Raw genomic sequence first — 18,276 nt, 5'->3', positions numbered from 1 at the left:
AAGGAGGACGAGACGTCATCGTAGAAAGACCATGACATAATTTAAAGGGCCATAAATTGAACTTTGGACTATGCCATGACTGACCAACGCCCGAAGGACGGGATGCCGCCGCTGGCCCCCGACAACGGGAATCCGCTCTATCGCCAGATCTACGACCGGTTTCGCGGCGCGATCGCGCAAGGCACGCTGGCGCCGGGTGATCGCGTTCCTTCCGCCCGCGCATTGGCCAAGGAAATGGGCGTGGCGCGTGGCACGGTCGAAGTGGCGTATTCGTTGTTGGTCGCCGAAGGCTACATCCAGGCGCGTGGGCAGGCGGGCACGATCGTCGCGCCCGACCTGCAGCCGCAAGCGCCACCGGCCGCGGTCTTGCCAGTGCCGGAAACGCCTGACGACGGGCACGGCTGGCATCGCCCGGCGGTCATCCTGCCGTTCCAGATGGGAGTTCCTGCCCTGGACGAATTTCCCCGCAAGCTGTGGGCGCGGCTGGGCGCCCGGCAGTTGCGCGGCCTGCAGGCGCCAGACCTGTCCTATCCGCCGTCCAACGGGTTGATGGGATTGCGGACCGCCGTCGCTGCCTATTTGCAAGTGGCGCGCGGTATCCACTGTCAGCCATCCGAGGTGTTCATCACCTCGGGCTACAACCATTCGATGCAGTTGGTCATGCAGGCGCTGCTTGCCCCGGGCGACCGCGTGTGGGTGGAAGACCCGGGTTACCCGCCCACGCGCGCCTTGCTGGCGCAGGCCCGCATGCAGGCGGCGCCCGTGCCGGTGGATCAGGACGGCATGATGGTGGCCGAGGGAATTGCGCGGTGCGCCGACGCGAAGGCGGCCGTGGTGACGCCGGCGCATCAAAGCCCGCTGTCGATGTCCTTGTCGCTGCCACGCCGGCAAGCCTTGTTGGAATGGGCCGAACGGCAGCAAGCCTGGATCGTCGAAGACGATTATGACGGCGAATACCGCTATGCCAGCCGGCCCTTGCCCGCATTGAAAAGCCTGGATGCGCAAGGGCGCGTGCTGTATGCCGGCTCGTTCAGCAAGGTGCTGTTTCCGGGAATGCGGCTGGCGTACCTGGTGGTGCCGGCGGCGCAGGTGGCGCGTTTCGACCGGATCTGCCGGCTGCTGTCGGGCACCGCGCCGGGCTTGACCCAGTCCATTCTCACGGCCTTCATGACCGAAGGCCACTTCGGCCGGCACATCCAGCGCATGCGGCGCTTGTACGGCGAACGGCGCAACGCCACGGCCGCTGGCCTGGCCGCCGCGCTCGGGCCGGGCATGCGTATCGATCCGCAGCCCGGCGGCATGCACCTGGTGGCGCGTATGGACGGGCGGCAATGGGATCAGCCGCTGGCGGCGCGGATGCGGGAGCAGGGCATGTATGCGCACGCGCTGTCGCGCTGGTCCTCGCTGCCGAATCCCCACGAGGGCCTGTTGCTCGGCTTCACGAACATCGCCTCGGAAACGCAAGCCCATGCGCTGGGCCTGCGGATCAAGGCGTTGATGTAGGCCTTAGTTCAATCCGGCCTTGTCCAGGCCGAAGGCGGCATCCGCCGAGCCCGGCACGGTTCGGAAGGCCACGTTCAGGCGGTTCCAGCCGTTGATGGCGACCACGCGGAATGTCAGGTCGGATATCTCGGCTTCGGTGAACTGCTCACGCGCCTGCTCGTAGACATCATTGGGCACGCCATGCGCGGGCAACGTGGTCAGTGCTTCCGTCCACGCCAGCGCGGCCCGTTCGCGAGCCGAGAAAAGCGGAGATTCGCGCCAGACCGCGATGTGGTGCAGGCGCAATTCACGTTCGCCGTGCAACTTGGCTTGCTTGACGTGCATGTCCAGGCAGAAGCCGCAGCCATTGATCTGCGATGCGCGGATATCGATCAGGTCGCCGAATTCTTCAATGATTGGCACCTTTTTCATCGCCGCGCTGAAGTCCATGTATTTCTTGGACAGCTCCGCCGACCCCTGGAAGTAATTCAATCGTTGGCTCATTTGCCTACCTTTCTGAAGCGCTGTTTTCGAATTGAGGTTGCGAGTTCGAATCATGCGTCGAATTGGACCAGGCAAAAAGTGCCATAAAGCGTGTTTTGTTATAGGCCATGTGACGTTCCGCCGCCCAAGCCAGGCCAGCGCAACACGAACCGCGCGCCGCCTAGCGGGCTGCTCTGGATCTCGATCGTGCCGCCGTGGTTCGCTGCCACCCGCTTGACGATGGCCAGTCCCAGGCCCGCGCCGCCCGTGCCGCGGTCGCGGCTTTCGTCCAGCCGGATGAAGGGCTCGAACACGCGTTCACGGTCTGCTTCGGCGATGCCGCCGCCGTCGTCGTCCACCAGAAGTTCGTAGCCATCGCCGGGGATTTCCTTCAGCTCGATGTCGACGCGCTGGCTGGCGTAGCGGACCGCGTTCTGCACCAGGTTCAGCAATGCGCGGCTCATGTAGCGCGGGTGCAATTCGACGTGGGCGGGATGGCCGTCGCGCACCCGGCACTGGATGCCTCGGGCGTCGGCCTGGTGCGCCACCTGCGCCAACGCTTCGCCCAGCCAGTCGCACACGTCCACGGTCTCTTGTTTCACGGTGTCGTCGGCGGGCCGTTCCAGCCGCGCGTAGACCAGCAATTCGGCAACCATCGCTTCCAACTCCAGGATGTCGGTGCGCATGTCTTGCAGGATCTGCCGGCGGCGCGGCAGGTAGCGGTCATGGCCCAGCATATCCACTTCAAATGACAGGCGGGCAAGCGGGGTGCGCAGTTCGTGCGACACGGCGTTGGTAAGGCTGCGCTGGTTATCGATCAGCACCGCGATGCGTTCGGCCATGTGGTTGAAGCTCTCGCCCACATGGCGGATACCCGAAATGCGGGACAGCCGCACGCGCACGCTCATGTCGCCATGGCCCATCCGCAGCGTCGCCTTGCGCAAGGCGTCCAGGTCGCGCCAGATCGGCAGGGCCCAACCCAGCAGCAGGACGATCCCCAGCACCATGCTCAGCGCCGCCCATGCGGACCAGGTGATCCAGCGCTCCATCGCGGGTTCCAGCGGCAGCCGCACGTCCAGCCACTGCACGGGCTCGCCCGGCAGGCGGGTCAGGTACGTGTTGTAGTCGTCGCGCATGATCAGGCCGGTACGGTCCAGCTGTTGCTGCTCTGCCGGCGTGGGGTGCACCTTGCTGTCGGGCAGCAGGGTCAGGACAAGGCCGTAGTGGGGCAGCAGTTCTTCCAGGATATAGCTGGCGCGGGCCTCCGGCGCGATGGCGTCCAGGTCTTTGTGCAGCGCGTAAATCTGCCCGCGCACCGCGCGGTACGACAGGTCGGCGCTAAACGAATCCAGCAAATAGCCGAAGCTGAGGTTGACCAGTTGCGTCGCCACGGCATAGCCGATCGTGGCGATGATGACGATGCGCATCGCGAATTTAAGCATCAGAGGCCTTTCCTGCGGCTCGGCAAGCCCGGCTGCGGCGCGAAGCGGATGTTGGGAAGGGCGGCGAAATCATGCGGCGACGGCGAGCTAATCGCGCATGCTAGTGGCGCGCACGCGCCAGAATTCTCTGGAATTGTGTGTCAATTGTGAAGATTCGTGCAGTGCGCGCCCGCCGCGCACGGGCCCATCGCGGCGGCAGGGCCGTCAGACCCGATTGAAACTGCCGTGCGCCCCGGCTATAAGCATGGAGAAGGGGCGAACATTCGGCGCCCCGCCTGCCATTGATCGCTTCAGCAAGATGCCGCACCCGCCTCCCCACGACGAGCACGTCGCCAGCCGGCCCGCCACGCACGAACGCGTGGACAGTGGCCGGGGTTCCTGTTTGGAAGTATTCCTTGTGTTCCTGCGGCTGGGGTTGACTTCGTTTGGCGGACCGGTCGCCCATCTGGCTTATTTCCGCACGGAATTCGTCGATAAACGCCGCTGGCTAGATGACTACGCCTATTCCGACCTGGTGGCGCTGTGCCAGTTCCTGCCCGGCCCGGCAAGCAGCCAGGTGGGCATGGCGATCGGGCTACGACGCGCGGGCTGGCCGGGCATGGCGGCCGCGTGGCTGGCCTTCACCTTGCCGACCGCGCTGGCGCTGATCGGCTTTGCATTGGGGCTGGCGCATTTTGGCTGGCTGTCGCAGTCCGGCGCCATACACGGATTGAAAGTGGCGGCGGTGGCGATCATCGCCCAGGCCGTCTGGGGCATGGGCCGGACACTATGTCCGGACCGCCCGCGGGCGGCATTGGCGGTGGCAGCGGCGCTGATCACGGCCGCGCTGCCGACCGCGTGGGGACAGCTTGGCGCGGTCTTGCTCGGTATCGTCGTGGGCGCTGCCGCGTTGCAGGTGCCGCCCCGGCCCCTCCTGGCCAACCGCGCACAAGGCGCTTCGCGCCGCGCGGGCTACATCGCGATTGCGCTGTTTGTCGCGCTGCTGGCGGGCCTGCCCGCGTGGGCGGCGCTGTCCGATTCCCCGCTGGCGGCGCAGGTCGCGGGCTTTTATCGGGCCGGTGCGCTGGTATTCGGCGGCGGCCACGTGGTGCTGCCTTTGCTGGAGGCCACCGCGGTATCAGGGGGCATGGTGTCCGACGCCGATTTCCTGGCCGGCTACGGCGCGGCGCAGGCGATGCCAGGGCCGGTGTTTGCGTTCGCCGCCTTCCTGGGCGCCTCGTCCGCAGGCCCGTTGGCGGGCTGGGCCGGCGGGTTGGCGTTCCTGGCGATTGTCTTCCTGCCCGGCGCATTGCTGGTTGCCGGGGCATTGCCATTCTGGGAGACCCTGCGGCGGCGGCCCGGCGTGCGCAACATGGCAGCAGGCGTGAACGCCGCCGTGGTCGGCATACTGCTGGCCGCGCTCTATGACCCCGTCTGGACCACCTCAATCCTGACCAAGGCCGATTTTGCGCTGGCGCTGTCGCTATTCGCGTTGCTGGTCTATGCGCGCTGGTCGCCCGTCTGGGTCGTGCTGGCAGCCGCCGCCGGCGGCTGGGCCCTGGCCTGGTTGAACTAGGACTAGGGCCTGGGCAGACCGCCTTCTCGTCCTGACGGATCTACGCCTGCCAGCGCGGCGCGCGCTTTTCCAGAAACGCGTCGATGCCTTCGCAGGCGTCGGCCTCCATCATGTTGCGCGCCATGACGTCGCCCGCGTAGTCGTACGCGTCGGCCAGCGCCATCTGCCGTTGCTTGTAGAACATGCGTTTGCCATAGCGGATGGCCGACGGGCTTTTCACCAGGATCTCGGTGGTCAGGGCGCGCACCCGCGCATCCAGCTCCGCCTCGGGCACCGCGTCGTTGATCAGGCCCCAATCGGCGGCCTGGGTCGCGTCGATGAACCGCGCAGTCACCAGCATTTCGAAGGCGCGCTTGGCCGACACGTTGCGGCTGAGCGCCACGGCGGGGGTCGAGCAGAACAGGCCGACATTGATGCCGGACACGGCAAAGCGCGCATTGTCAGCGGCCACCGCCAAGTCGCAGCTGGCGACCAGTTGACATCCCGCGGCGGTAGCGATGCCTTGCACCTTGGCGATGACAGGCACCGGCAAAGCTTGCAAGCCTTGCATGACGCTGCCGCACTTGCGGAACAACGCGCGGTAGTAGTCCAGCGAGGGCTGGCTGCGCATTTCGCGCAGGTCGTGGCCGGCGCAAAACGCGCGGCCCGCCGACTCCAGCACGACGCAGCGCACGTTGGTATCACGCTCCAGGGCGTCGATCTCTTGCTGCAACGCGCCAAGCAAACCTTCGGACAAGGCGTTGAATTGCGAAGGGCGGTTCATGCGCAGCGTCACCACGCCGTTTTCCGTGGTGCGTTCAAGCAGCGGCGGTTGCGCCGAAGTGTCCAGGGCCATGTCGTCTCCAGGAAAGGGGGTTCCTGGATACTAGCGCAAGCGGCGCCGCGATTCAGCCAACCGCTCAGCCCAAGTTTCAGTCAGCCGCTCAGCCCGCCAGGCGGCGCGCCATGCCGGACGACAGGCATAGCAGCGGTGCGACGATCACGGCGCCGATCAGGGCCATCGCGGCCTGGGGCGCCACGCCGCTGTCCAGCAGCAAGGTCGCGATGACGGCGGAACCGCTCATCTGGAAGAGGCCATACACTGCCGCGGCCGTGCCAGCGCGTTCGGCGAATGGCTCCAGCGCCAGGCTCAGGCCTGATCCCAGCGCCAGCGAAAAGCCGACCGTCAGCACGGCGACCGGCAACATGAAGATCCATGCCGACAACGGCGCCCACCACCAGGCCGCGGCATGCATGGCCGACGCCAGCAGCAGCGCCGCCAACCCGACCCGCACCATGGCGTGGCGGCCATAGCGCGAGATGAACGTGGGCGCCAGGAAGAAGGCGGCGATGTTGATGGCGGCGTTGCCGCCGAACCATGCGGAGAAACCCAGTTCGGAATACCCCAGCTGCTGCACCAGTACGACGGGCGCCGCCGAGACGAACACCAGGATCATCGCCATGCCCGCCGTGCCGAACATCGCAAAATACAGGAACCTGCCGCTGGCGATGATGGGCAGGTAGCGGCGCAGGCTGTAGAGCGCGCCCCGGGGCTGGGTCGGCGCCGCGCGGGTCTCCTCGAAGCGCTTGGCCAGCAGCACGGCCAAGGCCAGCGCGAACCCGACCATGAACACGAACGTGCTGCGCCAGCCGGCCTGCACCGCCAGGATGCCGCCCAGCATGGGCGCCAGCGCGGGCACGGAACACAATGCGCCATTCAGATAGCTATAGACGCGCGCGCCGACCGCCGGGCTGAATCGGTCGCGCACCGCGGCAAACGCCACCAGCGAGGCCGAACACGCGCCCAGTCCCTGGATGATGCGGGCGGCATAGAACATCTCGAGCGATGTCGCCGCGGCGCCGAGCGCCGAGCCGGCCAGGTAGGCCAACGCACCGCCCAGTGCGACGGGCCGGCGGCCATAGCGGTCGGCCAGCGGGCCGATCAGCATCTGGCCCACGCCCACCGCGAAGATGAACAACGTGATGCTGGCCTGCAGCGCGCTGACGGGCTGGCCGAAGTCCTGCGCCATCGCGGGCAGGGAAGGCAGGTAGATGTCGATGCCCATCGGCGTCAGCGTGACCAGTCCCATCAAGAGACCGATCAGCCAGCGTTGGCTTCGGGAGGATGCAGCAGACTTCATGGCAGGCTCTGGGCGCATTGCGCACCCGGGAAAACCCGACATTATCCACCAATGCGTGGCGGCTCCGGAGCAGGGCGCAGCCGCGACGGGCGCAGTAGAATATTTGGCATGAACACGCCCGCCTTTCGTCCTCGCATCGTCATTCTCTACTGCACCCAGTGCCAGTGGCTGCTGCGCGCTGGCTGGATGGCGCAAGAGCTACTGTCCACGTTTTCGACCGATCTGGGCGAAGTGGTCCTGCAGCCTGGCACTGGCGGCATATTCCAAATCACCTACAACGGTGACCTGATCTGGGACCGCAAGAGCGACGGCGGCTTCCCGGAAGCCAAGGTGCTGAAGCAGCGCGTGCGCGACCGGCTGGATCCGGGGCGCCCGCTAGGCCATATCGACGGTCATACCGCCGGCCCGCTGGCAGCGCCTCCGGACGACTGACGGCTACGCCGCCGATTCCGATTCCTGCAGCGCCGCACGTCCCTTGTTGCGTTGGCGGACCGCCGACGCAACCAGCAGCGCGATCAGCGCGACGCAGGCCAGGATGAAACCCAGGCTGATCGGGCGCGACACGAAGATCGACAGCTCGCCGCGCGACAACAGCAAGGCGCGGCGGAAGTTCTCTTCCACCATCGGCCCCAGCACAAAGCCCAGCAGCAGCGGCGCGGGCTCGAACCGCAACCGGATCAGCGCATAGCCCGCCGCCCCGAATACCGTCACCATGCCGACGTCGAACAGGTTGTTGTTGGTGCTGTAGACGCCCACGCAGACAAAGAACAGGGCGGCCGGGAACAAGTAGCGGAACGGCACCGTCAGCAACCGCACCCACATCCCGATAAGCGGCAGGTTCAGCAGCAACAGCAGCACGTTGCCCACCCAGAAGCTGGCGATCAGCCCCCAGAACATGTCGGCGTGTTCGATCATCATCTGCGGACCCGGCTGGATGCCGTGGATGATCAGCGCGCCCAACATCAGGGCCATTACCGGATCACCGGGAATGCCCAGGCTCATCGTCGGAATGAAGCTCGTCTGCGTCGACGCGCTGGTGGCCGCCTCCGGGCCCGCGATCCCTTCGATCGCGCCGCGGCCGAAGCGGCGCGGTTCGCGCGCCACCTTCTTTTCCACCGCATAAGAGATGAACGACGCGATCGTCGGGCCGGTGCCAGGCAAGATGCCGAACGCCGCGCCGATGGCCGTGCCGCGCACCAGGGCGCCGCGCGATTGCTTGATGTCGCCAGCTTCCGGCCGCATGGACTTCATGCCGACCTTCGCCGAGATGACCTTGCTGTCGCCGCCGATGCGGTTGATGTTCTTCAGGAAATCCGCCACGCCGAACAGGCCCATGGCCAGCGCCACGATCTGCAATCCGTCGGACAGTTCCAGGATGCCGAAGTGAAAGCGCATCGTGCCCGTGTTGACGTCGGTGCCGACCACGCCCAGCAGCAGCCCCACGACCACCATCGCCACGCCCTTGATCGCCGAACCCTTCGCCAAGGTGGCGCCGGCCAGCAAGCCCAGCATCATCATGGAGAAATACTCGGCCGGGCCGAACTTGAAGGCCACGTCCACCAGCAACGGGGAAAACAGGATCATGGCCAGGATGCCCACCGACGCGCCGCAGAACGACGAGAACATCAGCATGAACAACGCGGACCCGGCCTTGCCGTTGCGCGCCAGCGGATTGCCGTCCAGGCAGGCCACGGCGTGCGAAGCCGTGCCCGGCAGGTTCAGCATGATGGAGGTGATGCCGCCGCCATACTGCGAGCCGTAATAGATGCCGGACAGCATCACCAGCGCGGCGGTCGGCGTCATGGTGTAGGTAAGCGGTAGCAGGATGGAGATGGCGGCCAGCACGCCCATGCCCGGCAGCACGCCGATCAGGTTGCCCATGAACACGCCGAACACGGCCCACATCAGGTTGTCCAGCGCGAAGGCGACTGAAAACCCGTGCATCAGGTTATTGAAGATATCCATCGTTCAGCCCCAGCGGAAAAGCGGAAACTGCAGTTGCAGCGCCCACGAAAACACAGCCACGCCCAGGATCGTCACGCCGGTGGCGAGCAGGGCCGCGGTGCGCCACGTGTGCTGACGGTCGCCCATCGCCGAGAGAAACACCAGGACGAACGTGGCAGGCACCAGGCCGCCGAACTTGCCGATCAGGATGAAGGCCAGCAAGCCGCCGATGATGCAGCCCCAGCCGCGCCATTCGGGCGGCGAAACCTCTTCGGCGTCTTCTTCGGCGACGGCTGGGGACGCGGCCATCTTCGCGATGACGAGGCCCAGCATGACCAGCAGGGCGCCCAATATCGCCGGGAACATGCCCGGCCCCATGCGGGCAAGGCTGCCCAAGGTGTAGGTGGATGCCTGCGCGATGGCGCCCAGGCCCAGCACGATCATCGTGCCGGCCGCCCACGCTTCGCGCCGGACGGCGCTGCGTTTCGATTGCATTGATCTCGTCTCCCGTTGTTGTGCTTTTGTCTGACTGTGGTCTGAACAAAAACTGACATTGCAATGAATGCGGGAGTCTAAAAATCCAAACTTCCGTTCACCTTTCAGGCAAACGGAGAATCGCGCCGAGGGCGTGGATTAGGCGGGAAATTGCGGGAAATCCCTAGGCCAGATGCGGGGCGGATGGCGGACGGAAGCGGATCGCCATGGCGAAAAGCACCAGGCAAATCAGCGTCATCAAGATCCACGCTGGCGTCAGGTCGGCCAGGTGCTGCCGGATCAGGCCGGCGGCAAACGGAAAGAGCGCGGCGATCAAATACCCCACGCCTTGCACGAACGACGCCAGCCGGCCGGCTTCCGACGGCGTCGCGGCGTGATCCATGGCCACGATCAGCGACAACGGAAAGAGCGCGCCGATGCCCAGCCCCGCCAAGATGGCGGCGGGCCACGCCAACGCGGCGGGCGCCGCGATCCAGCCGGCCAGTCCCAGGAACAGCGCGCCGATCGCCACGAACAGCGCGGGCCGCCGATCAGGCAAACGGCCAATGCACAACGAGACGAGCAGACCCGCGGCGATCTCGGCCGCCGTCACGGCGCCAAGCAGCTGGCCCGCTGAAATCGCCGACCAGCCCAGTGCGGTGTAGTAGGGCGGCAGCCATGCCAGGACCAGAGTGTAGGCGCCAGTGCCCAGGCCGAAGAACACCGCCAGCAGCCAGGCGCGCTGGCGCGGAGTACGCAGGGGGCTGGACGTGCCTTGGCTGGCGATGGGCGTGGGCGACGCACGGTTCACCAGCAACCACGCCGCCAACGCGATGGCGGCCGGCACGGCCCACACCGCCAGCGCCTGCAGCCAGCCCGCGCGCTGCGCCACGATGGGCGATGCCACGCTGGCCACGGCGGCGCCGCCCATGATCGCGGTTGAATAGACGCCCATGATGGCGCTGCCGCCCGCTGCGAAGCGGGCCTTGATGTAGCTGGGCAGCAAGGCTTGCGTCACGGCGATGCCCAGGCCCGCGACGACGCCGCTTGCCAGCATCAGGCTGGTGTGGTCCGCCCAGAAGCGGCCCGCGGTGGCGGCCGTGACCAACGCGATACCGGCGGCCACGCCGAGTGGTTCGCCGATCAAGCGGCGTAGCGGCGCCACGCTCAAGGCGCCCAATCCCATGACGAAGACGGGCAACGCGGTCAGCAGCCCGGCCACGGCGTCCGACATGCGGGTGGCGGCTTGCACCCAGTCCAGCAATGGGGGAACGGATGCCAGGACGGGACGCAGGTTCAGGCCAACAAGGATGATGGCGGCGATGCGCCAAGCGTTGAAACGGGGGGCAGACACGGTGACTCCAAACCCGGAAACGCTGCCCTATGCGGCACGTTCCGGTAAACTATCTTGGCATCAAGATATTTGTATTTTATCTTTACGTCAAGATAATTGGAGGCAGACCGTGGATAGGGCAAGCCGGGCAGTGGAACAGTGGAACCGCGAACGTCCCGACCTGGATGTGTCGACGATGCGCGTGCTGGGCAGGTTGGGCGAATGCGCGCTGGTGATCACGCGCGACCGAATCAACCCGCTGTTTGCCGAGTTCGGCTTGCAGCCCGGCGAATTCGATGTGCTGGCCACGCTGCGGCGCGGCGGCAAGCCGTATGCGTTGACGCCCACGGCGCTATACGAAGACGCCATGATTTCGTCCGGCAGCATGACCCATCGCATCGATCGGCTGGAAAAGGCCGGTCTGGTGGTGCGCACGCCTAGCCCCGATGACGGGCGAGCCACACTGGTGATGTTGACGAAACCGGGGCAAAAGCTCATCGACGAAGCCGTGGTGGCGCACCTGCGCAACCAGGCCGACGTGCTGTCGCCATTAAGCGCGACCGAGCAGGAGCAATTAAGCCGCCTGCTCGGCAAGCTGTTGAAGGCCTATGAATAGTTGTTGAAGGCTTGGCAATGAGACCCGACGCGCCTGGCGTGGCGATGGCCTACAAGCCTAACGCCGACAACCCCGGGTGATCGTCGGGGCGTCGGCCCAACGGCCAGTGGAACTTGCGGTCGGCTTCCTTGATGGGCAGGTCGTTGATGCAGGCATAGCGGTTCACCATCAGGCCGTCTTCGCCAAATTCCCAGTTTTCGTTGCCGTAGGAGCGGAACCAATTGCCCGAGTCGTCGTGCCATTCATAGGCGTAGCGCACGGCGATGCGATGATCCGTGTAGGCCCAAAGTTCCTTGATCAGCCGGTAATCCAGTTCCTTGGCCCATTTGCGTGCCAGGAAGGCGCGGGCTTCGTCCCGGTTCTTCACGAATTCGGCGCGGTTGCGCCAATGCGTGTCCAGGCTGTAGGCCAGCGCGACCTTGTCGGGATCGCGGCTGTTCCAGCCATCTTCGGCCAGCCGAACCTTCTGGATAGCGCTTTGGTGGGTGAACGGCGGCAGGGGCGGACGGACTTCAGGGGTGGACGTCATGGGAAAAGCCTCGTGCGTGGGAAGAAAGCAGTTCAGGGGCGGGCGGCCAGCAGCGCCGCGGCGGCGCGTTCGGCGCTATCGGTAATCGACAGGTCGCCCGTCACGAGGGCAACCGCGATGGCGCCGTCGATCAGCACCAATAGCTGACGCGCCGTGTCATCGGGATCAGGCACGCCCGCGGCTTGCGTCAGCGTCAGCACATGGGCCAGCAAACGAGCCTTGTGCAGGCGGGAAACTTCGCGTATCGGATTCGCAGGGTCGCCGATTTCTCCGGCGGCGTTAATGAATGCGCAGCCGCGAAATCCTTCCGACGCAAACCATTCCCGCAAGGCGTCGAAGATGGACATCAAGCGCGCATGGGGCGTCGCCGCTTGCGTCGTGGCGGCGATGAACCACTCCATCCGGCGCTCGTCGCGCGCTTGCAGGGCGGCCGCCACCAAGGCTTCCTTGGTGGGGTAGTACTTGTAGAGGCCTTTGCGCGCAACCCCCGAGGTCTTCACGATCAGGTCCATGCCGGTGGCGTTGATGCCGCCTTGATAGATGAGATTCTCGGTGGCCCGGAGCAAGCGGACCTGCGTGTCGTCGAGGGCGGCGGGGGGAAGGGCGCTTGTGTTGGAAGCCATCGATGGAGCCTTTGAGAACGATCATTCTCTATCAGTCAGAACGCATGGTAGAACGATCGTTCTCTGCCGTCAATGCGTTTGTCCGCGCCCCCAATCCAGCAGCCAGCGAGGCCGATCTGCTTGCTATTTCTGTCAAAATTATGCTAATATCACTTAATTCGCATAAATAACAACAGCAAAAAACAACGGCTGTGCTGGTCTAGGTAGGCACTAGGTAGTGCAATAAGTAGTGCACTACGCAGGTACATAGACAGGTACAGCTACAGCGAACCCTCAGCGCTGCTTTTTCCGAATGCCTTCCCCCGCATCCCCATACGGCATTCCTGGCACGCTTGAATCCCGGCAGGTACTTTGCTTACGCGGGGGAGGCCATGCGCCTTGCACAGGAGAACGCTCATGTCGCATCAACTGATTGGTAAAAAGTGGCGCTTTGAAATTCCGCCCCTGGAGTGGAAAGCCCCCGACGCCAACAAGGAATCCGAAGTCGACGCGGCACCCGCCGACACCGAGGCTTCAGAAGACGCCGATAAGCCGCGTCTATCCGCCTGATCCCTTCCCCTGACGCTTGGCGTCCGGCCTGTACTGCCAGGCTGATTCAATCCTGATTGACCGATTTCGAACGGCGCGCCTGGTGCGCGCCGTTTGATTATGTCGTTCGCTTACGCCCCGTCGTGGCGCCGTTCGAACGCGCCGGCCTTGCCCCTTACGCTTTCCCGACCCCGCGCTTTCCGCCGGCATGCCGTATGTCGCATGCGGTATGTCGCATGCTGGCGGCGCTTTGACTGCGCGAGCGGCGGGCGGACGCATCCTTGGGCGGCGGCCGGGCACCCTCAATTTGACCCTGGCGAGTATTCGGAATGCCTGAAAACACATCAAACCATCAACAGGTTAGGCCATTCATCTATGCCACGGCGACGTCGCGGTCGCTCATGTTTTCCCATGCCGAAATCCAGAGCCGCATGTGGACGAAAGACCCGTCTGCGCTGAACCTGGAATACACGCGCCTCATGATGGCGTTCCTGCTCTTCAACCCCGAGCCGCGGCGTATTGCGATGGTCGGACTGGGAGGAGGGTCGCTGGCCAAATTCTGCTACCAACAACTGCCGTCCGCCCACATCGACGTGTTCGAGATCAACCCCCACGTCATTGCGTTGCGGGATTCGTTTCAGGTGCCACGGGACGATCATCGTTTCGCCGTCCTGCAAGGCGATGGCGCGGCATTGATCCAGCAGTACCGGAACGAGTACGACGCCCTGCTGGTGGACGGCTACGACATCAATGGCCTGCCGCGGCAATTGACGACGGATGCCTTTTACGACGGCTGCTTCAATGCGATGGCGCCAGACGGCATGATGGTGTGCAACTTCCATGCGTCGAACCCCGGGTACGACGGTTATCTAAGCCGGATCAAACAGCGTTTTGCCGGGTCGGTGCTGGTGGTCAACGACCTTTCACACGCGCACCGCATCGTCTTCGCCTGCCAGGGAGACAGGCTGAAGCACAGCACCGGCTTGCCAAAGCGCCGGCCAGATGCGATGAGCACCGAAATGTGGCTGCGGCTGGCGCCCACGTTTTGGCCGATGCTGGTGTAGCCCCCTGGCCGGGCGCGCGGCCTAGAAGTGGTGCCTTATTCCCATCACGGTTTGCAGCATGTGCGACTGCCGCCTGTCCACGCGGTCCAGCAGGGCGTAAAGGTTGGTGCGCTTGGACAGGTCGTGCTGATAGCCCAGGCCCCATCCCTTGATGCGCGATGCCGTGGCACGCTGGTAGGCCGCCAGCACGCGGCCGCGACGGTTGACGGGAAGGCTGGCCCCGCCCACGAACGTGTTGATGCGGCTGAATCCCGCCGACGGACCCGTGTTGGGATCGCGCAAACGGCCATAGCCCGCGTGCAATTGCATCCATTCGAAGTCATACATGGCGCCCAGCTGAAGGTTGGCGGCTCGCTTGGCGTTGGGATCCCGGGCGTTCGGGTTCAATCGCTCGTAGGTGAAGGCCGTGGATAGCGGCCCATTCCGATAGCGCAAGCCGGCGGTCCATACGCGGTCATGGTCGGCGGTGGCGAACCGGTCTTCGTCGTGCGCGGAAAAGCTGTAGCCCAAGCCAGCCTGCCAGCCTTGCAAGACGGGGGTTCGGTAGATCAACGCATTATTGACCCGTCCGCTGGACCCGAAGTCGCCGTCGTTGTAGCCCAGCGTGACGGAGGCCGCGGCGCCGCTCCAGCTGGTGCCGAAAGGCGATGCGATGCCTCCCCAGCTGTCGCTCAATACCTGTTGGCGGCCGGCGCGCATTTCGCCGAATGGCCCCGCCAGGCCCAGGTAAGCCCATCTGCCGAACAATCGGCCTTGTCCTTGCGTGCCGTCCGAGGCCTGGAACCCGCTCTCCAGCCGGAACACGACGCTGTACCCATTGCCCAGGTCTTCCACGGCGCGCAACCCCCAGCGCGAACCGGAACGCGTGCCGTCTTTCATGGACAGGCGCGAGGATGCGCTGCCGGTGCCAGTGCTAGCGGCCTGGCGCTGGCGCTCGTAGCCCAATCCCAGGTCGATCAGGCCATAGAGCGTGACGCCGGTGGTAGCCGCCTGCGCCACGGCGCCGCCTGCGGATAGCGCCGCCAATACCGCGACCAGCGCGCGGCATGTCGTTCTTGCTGCGATCATGAGATTCCCCTTTGAAAGACCAGTGCGCGTCGAGGCGCACAAGAATCCTCGGTGGCCGCCGTGAGAGGCGGGTTGCGCGAGGTAAGGGGAGTCTAGGTGCCCGGCCGGAGGGCCCAAGCGGGAATCAGACGGTTTGACCGTCTAACTGATATTGCGGGGCGCGTACCGCAAGAATTGGCGAATGATGGGTGGCCGCCACAGGCGTGGCCATCATGCGCCGTGCACGACGACGCGGTTTCTGCCTTGTTGTTTGGCGGCATACAGCGCTTCATCCGCCGCTTCGAACACCTGCCCGATGTCCGGACCGCATGACGGCCATTGCGCTACGCCGGCCGACACCGTAATGTCGCTTACCCCATGCACGGGACGATCGGCCAGGCGCGCGCGCAGCCGCTCGGCGATCTGGCTGGCTTCCTTGACGCCAACGTTGGGCAGCAGGATCAGAAACTCTTCGCCGCCGTTGCGGCAAAGGATGTCCGAGGGGCGTGAGCAGTCGCGCATCAACTGCGCCATGCCGCGGATGACCTCGTCACCCGTGGCATGGCCGTACGTGTCGTTCACCCGCTTGAAGTGGTCGATATCCAGCGCAACGACCGTGAACGGCGTGCCCGAGGCTTGCAGATCCTGGACGGCATCCTGCGTGCCGCGCCGGTTGCGCAGGCCGGTCAACGGGTCGGTGATGCTGGCCAGGTTCAGCTTGCCAATCTTGTCTTGCAGCGCGGTGAAGCTCCAGATCACCGCGCGCTTCAAGCGCTCGGCCTCGAAATACCAGGCCTTGACCGACTGCACGCGCTGCATCGCCACCGCCACGTCTTGATGCTCGACGTTGGTGGCCAGTTGGGACAAAGGACGCGAGATCAGCCGGGCACACCACCAGATGGCCGCAAGAAACACCAGCGCCAGCGGCGTTGCATAGCCGATCAGCGTCCAGATCAGTGCGTTTATCGGTTTCAAGGTGACGTCGGCCGGCCGCTGCGCGATGATGCCCCAGCCGCTGATCGGTTCAGCCGCGTAGCCCGCAAGCATATCCACGCCCTTGGTGTTGACCACGCGCTGCGCGCCGGACCGGCCTTTGGTCACCGCCGCGACCACCGGATTGCGCAAGACGTTTTCGCCCACCCGGGTGGGGTCCACGTGATAGATCAACTGGCCGTCGCCGTCCACCACGAAGAGATACGAGCCGTCTTGATAGTGGTGCTTGCCCAGCAACTCCTGCAAAGCGCTTTCATTGCGCAGATAGATCGAGCCGGCGATATAGCCCAAATAGCGGCCGTCATTGGAATAGATCGGGTGCGACAGGTTGATGAGCATGTTGCCGGCGATCGACACATAGGGCTTGCTGATCACCGGCTGGCGGGCCTGAAACGCCTCGCGGCTGCCCGGGCTGTCGACCCGCGTGCCGAGGAAGTTCCGGAAGTTGTGCGTCGTGGCCAGAATGACGCCGTCGGCGCCGACAATGCCCACGGAGTTGAAGCTCTCGGTCTGTTCCTGTACGCGCGCGACTTCGGCGGCCAGGACGTCAGGCGCATCGACTTGCACGGCCATATGTCGTGCGCTGTAGGCCAGCTGCTGCTGTGCCGCCTTCAGGAAGTTGCCGGCGCTTTCGGCCAGCTTGGCCGCATACACCCGGTTCGACTCCAGCGTGTTGGTGATGAGCAGGTCGCGTTGCACGCGGTAGCTGGCATACAGGGCGTTGGCCGTCGCAGCGGCGGCACTAAATACGGTAAGCGCAAGCACAAGCCCGCGTAGGTTGATTCGCATGAGTCGGAGCGGACGAGGGAACGGGGCAGGCGCGGCGCCAGGCTGCTGGTGGAAAAAGCGGGGAGCGGAATGCCGGCAGGCATGGCCGCGTGCGAGTTCCGCTGATTGTAAACACGACAAAGATCCTTGCGGCGGCCGACTCCCACTATTACGACAACGCGGACACGGATCTATAGGCCGTTTGTGTCGGGCTCGTCCAATAGCCGCGCCGCGGGAGATCGTGCCGCCGCGCCCGCACGGAAATAGCCCATCACCGTGGCCACGCTGGCGTGCCCGGTCATGGCCATCGTGTCGCCCAGCGGCACATTGCGCCGGCCGGCCTCGGTAACGAAACCCGAGCGCAGGCTGTGCGCCGAAAAGTCGCCTTCCAGGCCAGCCTGTCTACAGCGTTGCCGCACGATGTCGCGGACCGCGGCGGCCGCCAAGGGTTCGCCGATGATGTCGCCGCGACGCACGCGGCGAAAGATCGGGCCCTGGCGGATGCCGCTGGCGGCAAGCCACGCGTCCAGCGCCTGCGCGGCGGATCCGGCGATGGGCTTCTGGTCGTCCGCGCGCGTCACGCCCGCTTGATTGGTCTTGGAATGCGCCAACGTATAAAGAAAGCCTTCGCCCGTGCGCGTCGTGTTTTCAATCGTTGCCCGCACGACTTCCGAGCGGCGGCGGCCGCCGCTTGCCCAGGCGAACAGCAGCAAGGCGCGGTCGCGCACGCCCCGCAGGGTGTCGTCGCAGGTGGCCAGCATCGCCTGCAAGGGTTCGCGGGTCAGCGCTTCTTTCTTGGCGGGCGTGACGCCCCGCCGGGCATAGGCGCGGCGGGTCTTGGCCAGCAGCTCGCGCATAGGCGCCGCGCGGCAGGGGTTGGCGTGGCCCAGCAGTTCATGGGCCTTTGACAGCACGGACAAGCGTTGCAGCACCGTGTTCAGGCTGGGCGCGCCCAGCTTGCCTTTGGCCTTCAGGCGCACGAGCTCCTGGTCCAGCGCCAACGGCAATTCCCATTTCAGGCCCTGGTCGGTCGTCCGTTGGACGTGGTCCACGACGAATTGAATTACGGCCGTTTCCGGCAAAGGCAACGTGAACGGCTGCCCATAGCGCAGTTCGAACCACGCCGTCCAGTATCGGATGGCCGCGCGGTAACTGGCGGCGGTGTTGGCGGAACTGCCTTCCCGCATCAGGCTGCGGACCGCGGCATCGGCCTGGGCATCCAGCGCGTGCGGATCCAGCAAGGGCAGCGAGGCGGGCAGGGTCAGCTGCATGAGG

At 65.2% G+C, this 18,276-nt stretch carries 18 protein-coding genes; 6 read left to right on the top strand and 12 right to left on the bottom strand.

The genetic code is table 11. The features are described 5' to 3' along the window. Positions 1 to 75 precede the first annotated feature (75 nt). Positions 76 to 1,503 (top strand): PLP-dependent aminotransferase family protein, encoded by a 1,428-nt coding sequence (locus tag CQ050_RS20390; RefSeq protein WP_233214186.1) that lies wholly within the window; start codon positions 76 to 78, stop codon positions 1,501 to 1,503. Positions 1,504 to 1,506: 3 nt separating this feature from the next. Here CQ050_RS20390 and CQ050_RS20385 read toward each other — a convergent pair whose 3' ends face one another. Together CQ050_RS20385 and CQ050_RS20380 are read right to left on the bottom strand one after the other, a co-directional pair. Next, the gene (locus CQ050_RS20385; RefSeq protein WP_105558641.1) at positions 1,507 to 1,986 is read right to left on the bottom strand and encodes a carboxymuconolactone decarboxylase family protein; all 480 of its coding nucleotides are present in this window, start codon (positions 1,984 to 1,986) and stop codon (positions 1,507 to 1,509) included. A gap of 98 nt (positions 1,987 to 2,084) precedes the next feature. Continuing rightward, positions 2,085 to 3,407, bottom strand: coding sequence for an ATP-binding protein (locus CQ050_RS20380; protein WP_105558640.1), 1,323 nt, complete (start codon positions 3,405 to 3,407; stop codon positions 2,085 to 2,087). A 298-nt stretch (positions 3,408 to 3,705) separates the two neighbouring features. Here CQ050_RS20380 and chrA point away from each other — a divergent pair, with 298 nt between their 5' ends. Further along, on the top strand, positions 3,706 to 4,962 hold the full coding sequence (gene chrA, locus CQ050_RS20375; RefSeq protein ID WP_105558690.1) for a chromate efflux transporter: 1,257 nt from the start codon (positions 3,706 to 3,708) through the stop codon (positions 4,960 to 4,962). 40 nt (positions 4,963 to 5,002) lie between these two features. Here chrA and CQ050_RS20370 read toward each other — a convergent pair whose 3' ends face one another. Together CQ050_RS20370 and CQ050_RS20365 are read right to left on the bottom strand one after the other, a co-directional pair. Beyond that, positions 5,003 to 5,797 (bottom strand): enoyl-CoA hydratase, encoded by a 795-nt coding sequence (locus CQ050_RS20370; protein WP_105558639.1) that lies wholly within the window; start codon positions 5,795 to 5,797, stop codon positions 5,003 to 5,005. 88 nt (positions 5,798 to 5,885) lie between these two features. Next, positions 5,886 to 7,082: a multidrug effflux MFS transporter gene (locus CQ050_RS20365; protein WP_105558638.1), complete on the bottom strand. Its 1,197-nt coding sequence runs from the start codon at positions 7,080 to 7,082 to the stop codon at positions 5,886 to 5,888. Between the two features lie 108 nt (positions 7,083 to 7,190). Here CQ050_RS20365 and CQ050_RS20360 point away from each other — a divergent pair, with 108 nt between their 5' ends. After that, a complete protein-coding gene (locus CQ050_RS20360; RefSeq protein WP_105558637.1) occupies positions 7,191 to 7,514 on the top strand; it encodes a SelT/SelW/SelH family protein in 324 nt (107 codons plus the stop codon). A gap of 3 nt (positions 7,515 to 7,517) precedes the next feature. Here the strand turns inward: CQ050_RS20360 and CQ050_RS20355 are convergent, their stop codons facing one another. The 3 genes from CQ050_RS20355 to CQ050_RS20345 all read right to left on the bottom strand — a co-directional run bounded on the left by CQ050_RS20355 (position 7,518) and on the right by CQ050_RS20345 (position 10,854). Continuing rightward, positions 7,518 to 9,047, bottom strand: a complete 1,530-nt coding sequence (locus CQ050_RS20355) for a tripartite tricarboxylate transporter permease (protein WP_105558636.1) — start codon at positions 9,045 to 9,047, stop codon at positions 7,518 to 7,520. A gap of 3 nt (positions 9,048 to 9,050) precedes the next feature. Beyond that, a complete protein-coding gene (locus CQ050_RS20350) occupies positions 9,051 to 9,521 on the bottom strand; it encodes a tripartite tricarboxylate transporter TctB family protein (RefSeq protein ID WP_105558635.1) in 471 nt (156 codons plus the stop codon). Positions 9,522 to 9,684: 163 nt separating this feature from the next. Then, the gene (locus CQ050_RS20345; RefSeq protein WP_105558634.1) at positions 9,685 to 10,854 is read right to left on the bottom strand and encodes an MFS transporter; all 1,170 of its coding nucleotides are present in this window, start codon (positions 10,852 to 10,854) and stop codon (positions 9,685 to 9,687) included. A gap of 109 nt (positions 10,855 to 10,963) precedes the next feature. Here CQ050_RS20345 and CQ050_RS20340 point away from each other — a divergent pair, with 109 nt between their 5' ends. Further along, positions 10,964 to 11,449, top strand: a complete 486-nt coding sequence (locus CQ050_RS20340) for a MarR family winged helix-turn-helix transcriptional regulator (protein WP_105558633.1) — start codon at positions 10,964 to 10,966, stop codon at positions 11,447 to 11,449. 49 nt (positions 11,450 to 11,498) lie between these two features. Here CQ050_RS20340 and CQ050_RS20335 read toward each other — a convergent pair whose 3' ends face one another. Next, the gene (locus tag CQ050_RS20335; protein WP_105558632.1) at positions 11,499 to 11,978 is read right to left on the bottom strand and encodes a nuclear transport factor 2 family protein; all 480 of its coding nucleotides are present in this window, start codon (positions 11,976 to 11,978) and stop codon (positions 11,499 to 11,501) included. A gap of 32 nt (positions 11,979 to 12,010) precedes the next feature. Next, positions 12,011 to 12,601: a TetR/AcrR family transcriptional regulator gene (locus CQ050_RS20330; protein ID WP_105558631.1), complete on the bottom strand. Its 591-nt coding sequence runs from the start codon at positions 12,599 to 12,601 to the stop codon at positions 12,011 to 12,013. A gap of 396 nt (positions 12,602 to 12,997) precedes the next feature. Here CQ050_RS20330 and CQ050_RS31005 point away from each other — a divergent pair, with 396 nt between their 5' ends. Both CQ050_RS31005 and CQ050_RS20325 read left to right on the top strand, forming a co-directional pair. Beyond that, complete coding sequence (locus CQ050_RS31005) at positions 12,998 to 13,150, top strand: hypothetical protein (protein ID WP_199196880.1); 153 nt, start codon at positions 12,998 to 13,000, stop codon at positions 13,148 to 13,150. A gap of 380 nt (positions 13,151 to 13,530) precedes the next feature. Beyond that, positions 13,531 to 14,193, top strand: a complete 663-nt coding sequence (locus CQ050_RS20325; RefSeq protein ID WP_233214184.1) for a transferase — start codon at positions 13,531 to 13,533, stop codon at positions 14,191 to 14,193. A gap of 21 nt (positions 14,194 to 14,214) precedes the next feature. Here CQ050_RS20325 and CQ050_RS20320 read toward each other — a convergent pair whose 3' ends face one another. The 3 genes from CQ050_RS20320 to CQ050_RS20310 all read right to left on the bottom strand — a co-directional run bounded on the left by CQ050_RS20320 (position 14,215) and on the right by CQ050_RS20310 (position 18,272). Further along, positions 14,215 to 15,261, bottom strand: coding sequence for a porin (locus CQ050_RS20320; RefSeq protein ID WP_105558629.1), 1,047 nt, complete (start codon positions 15,259 to 15,261; stop codon positions 14,215 to 14,217). A 210-nt stretch (positions 15,262 to 15,471) separates the two neighbouring features. Then, positions 15,472 to 17,022, bottom strand: coding sequence for a diguanylate cyclase domain-containing protein (locus CQ050_RS20315; protein ID WP_105558628.1), 1,551 nt, complete (start codon positions 17,020 to 17,022; stop codon positions 15,472 to 15,474). Between the two features lie 170 nt (positions 17,023 to 17,192). Then, positions 17,193 to 18,272 carry a site-specific integrase gene (locus CQ050_RS20310; protein ID WP_105558627.1) on the bottom strand — a complete coding sequence of 360 codons (1,080 nt, stop codon included), beginning with the start codon at positions 18,270 to 18,272 and terminating at the stop codon, positions 17,193 to 17,195. Positions 18,273 to 18,276 lie beyond the last annotated feature (4 nt).

The organism is Achromobacter sp. MYb9 (assembly GCF_002975275.1).
In the GTDB taxonomy this organism is placed as follows: domain Bacteria; phylum Pseudomonadota; class Gammaproteobacteria; order Burkholderiales; family Burkholderiaceae_B; genus Achromobacter.
This window is presented reverse-complemented; position numbering and strand designations above follow the sequence as displayed.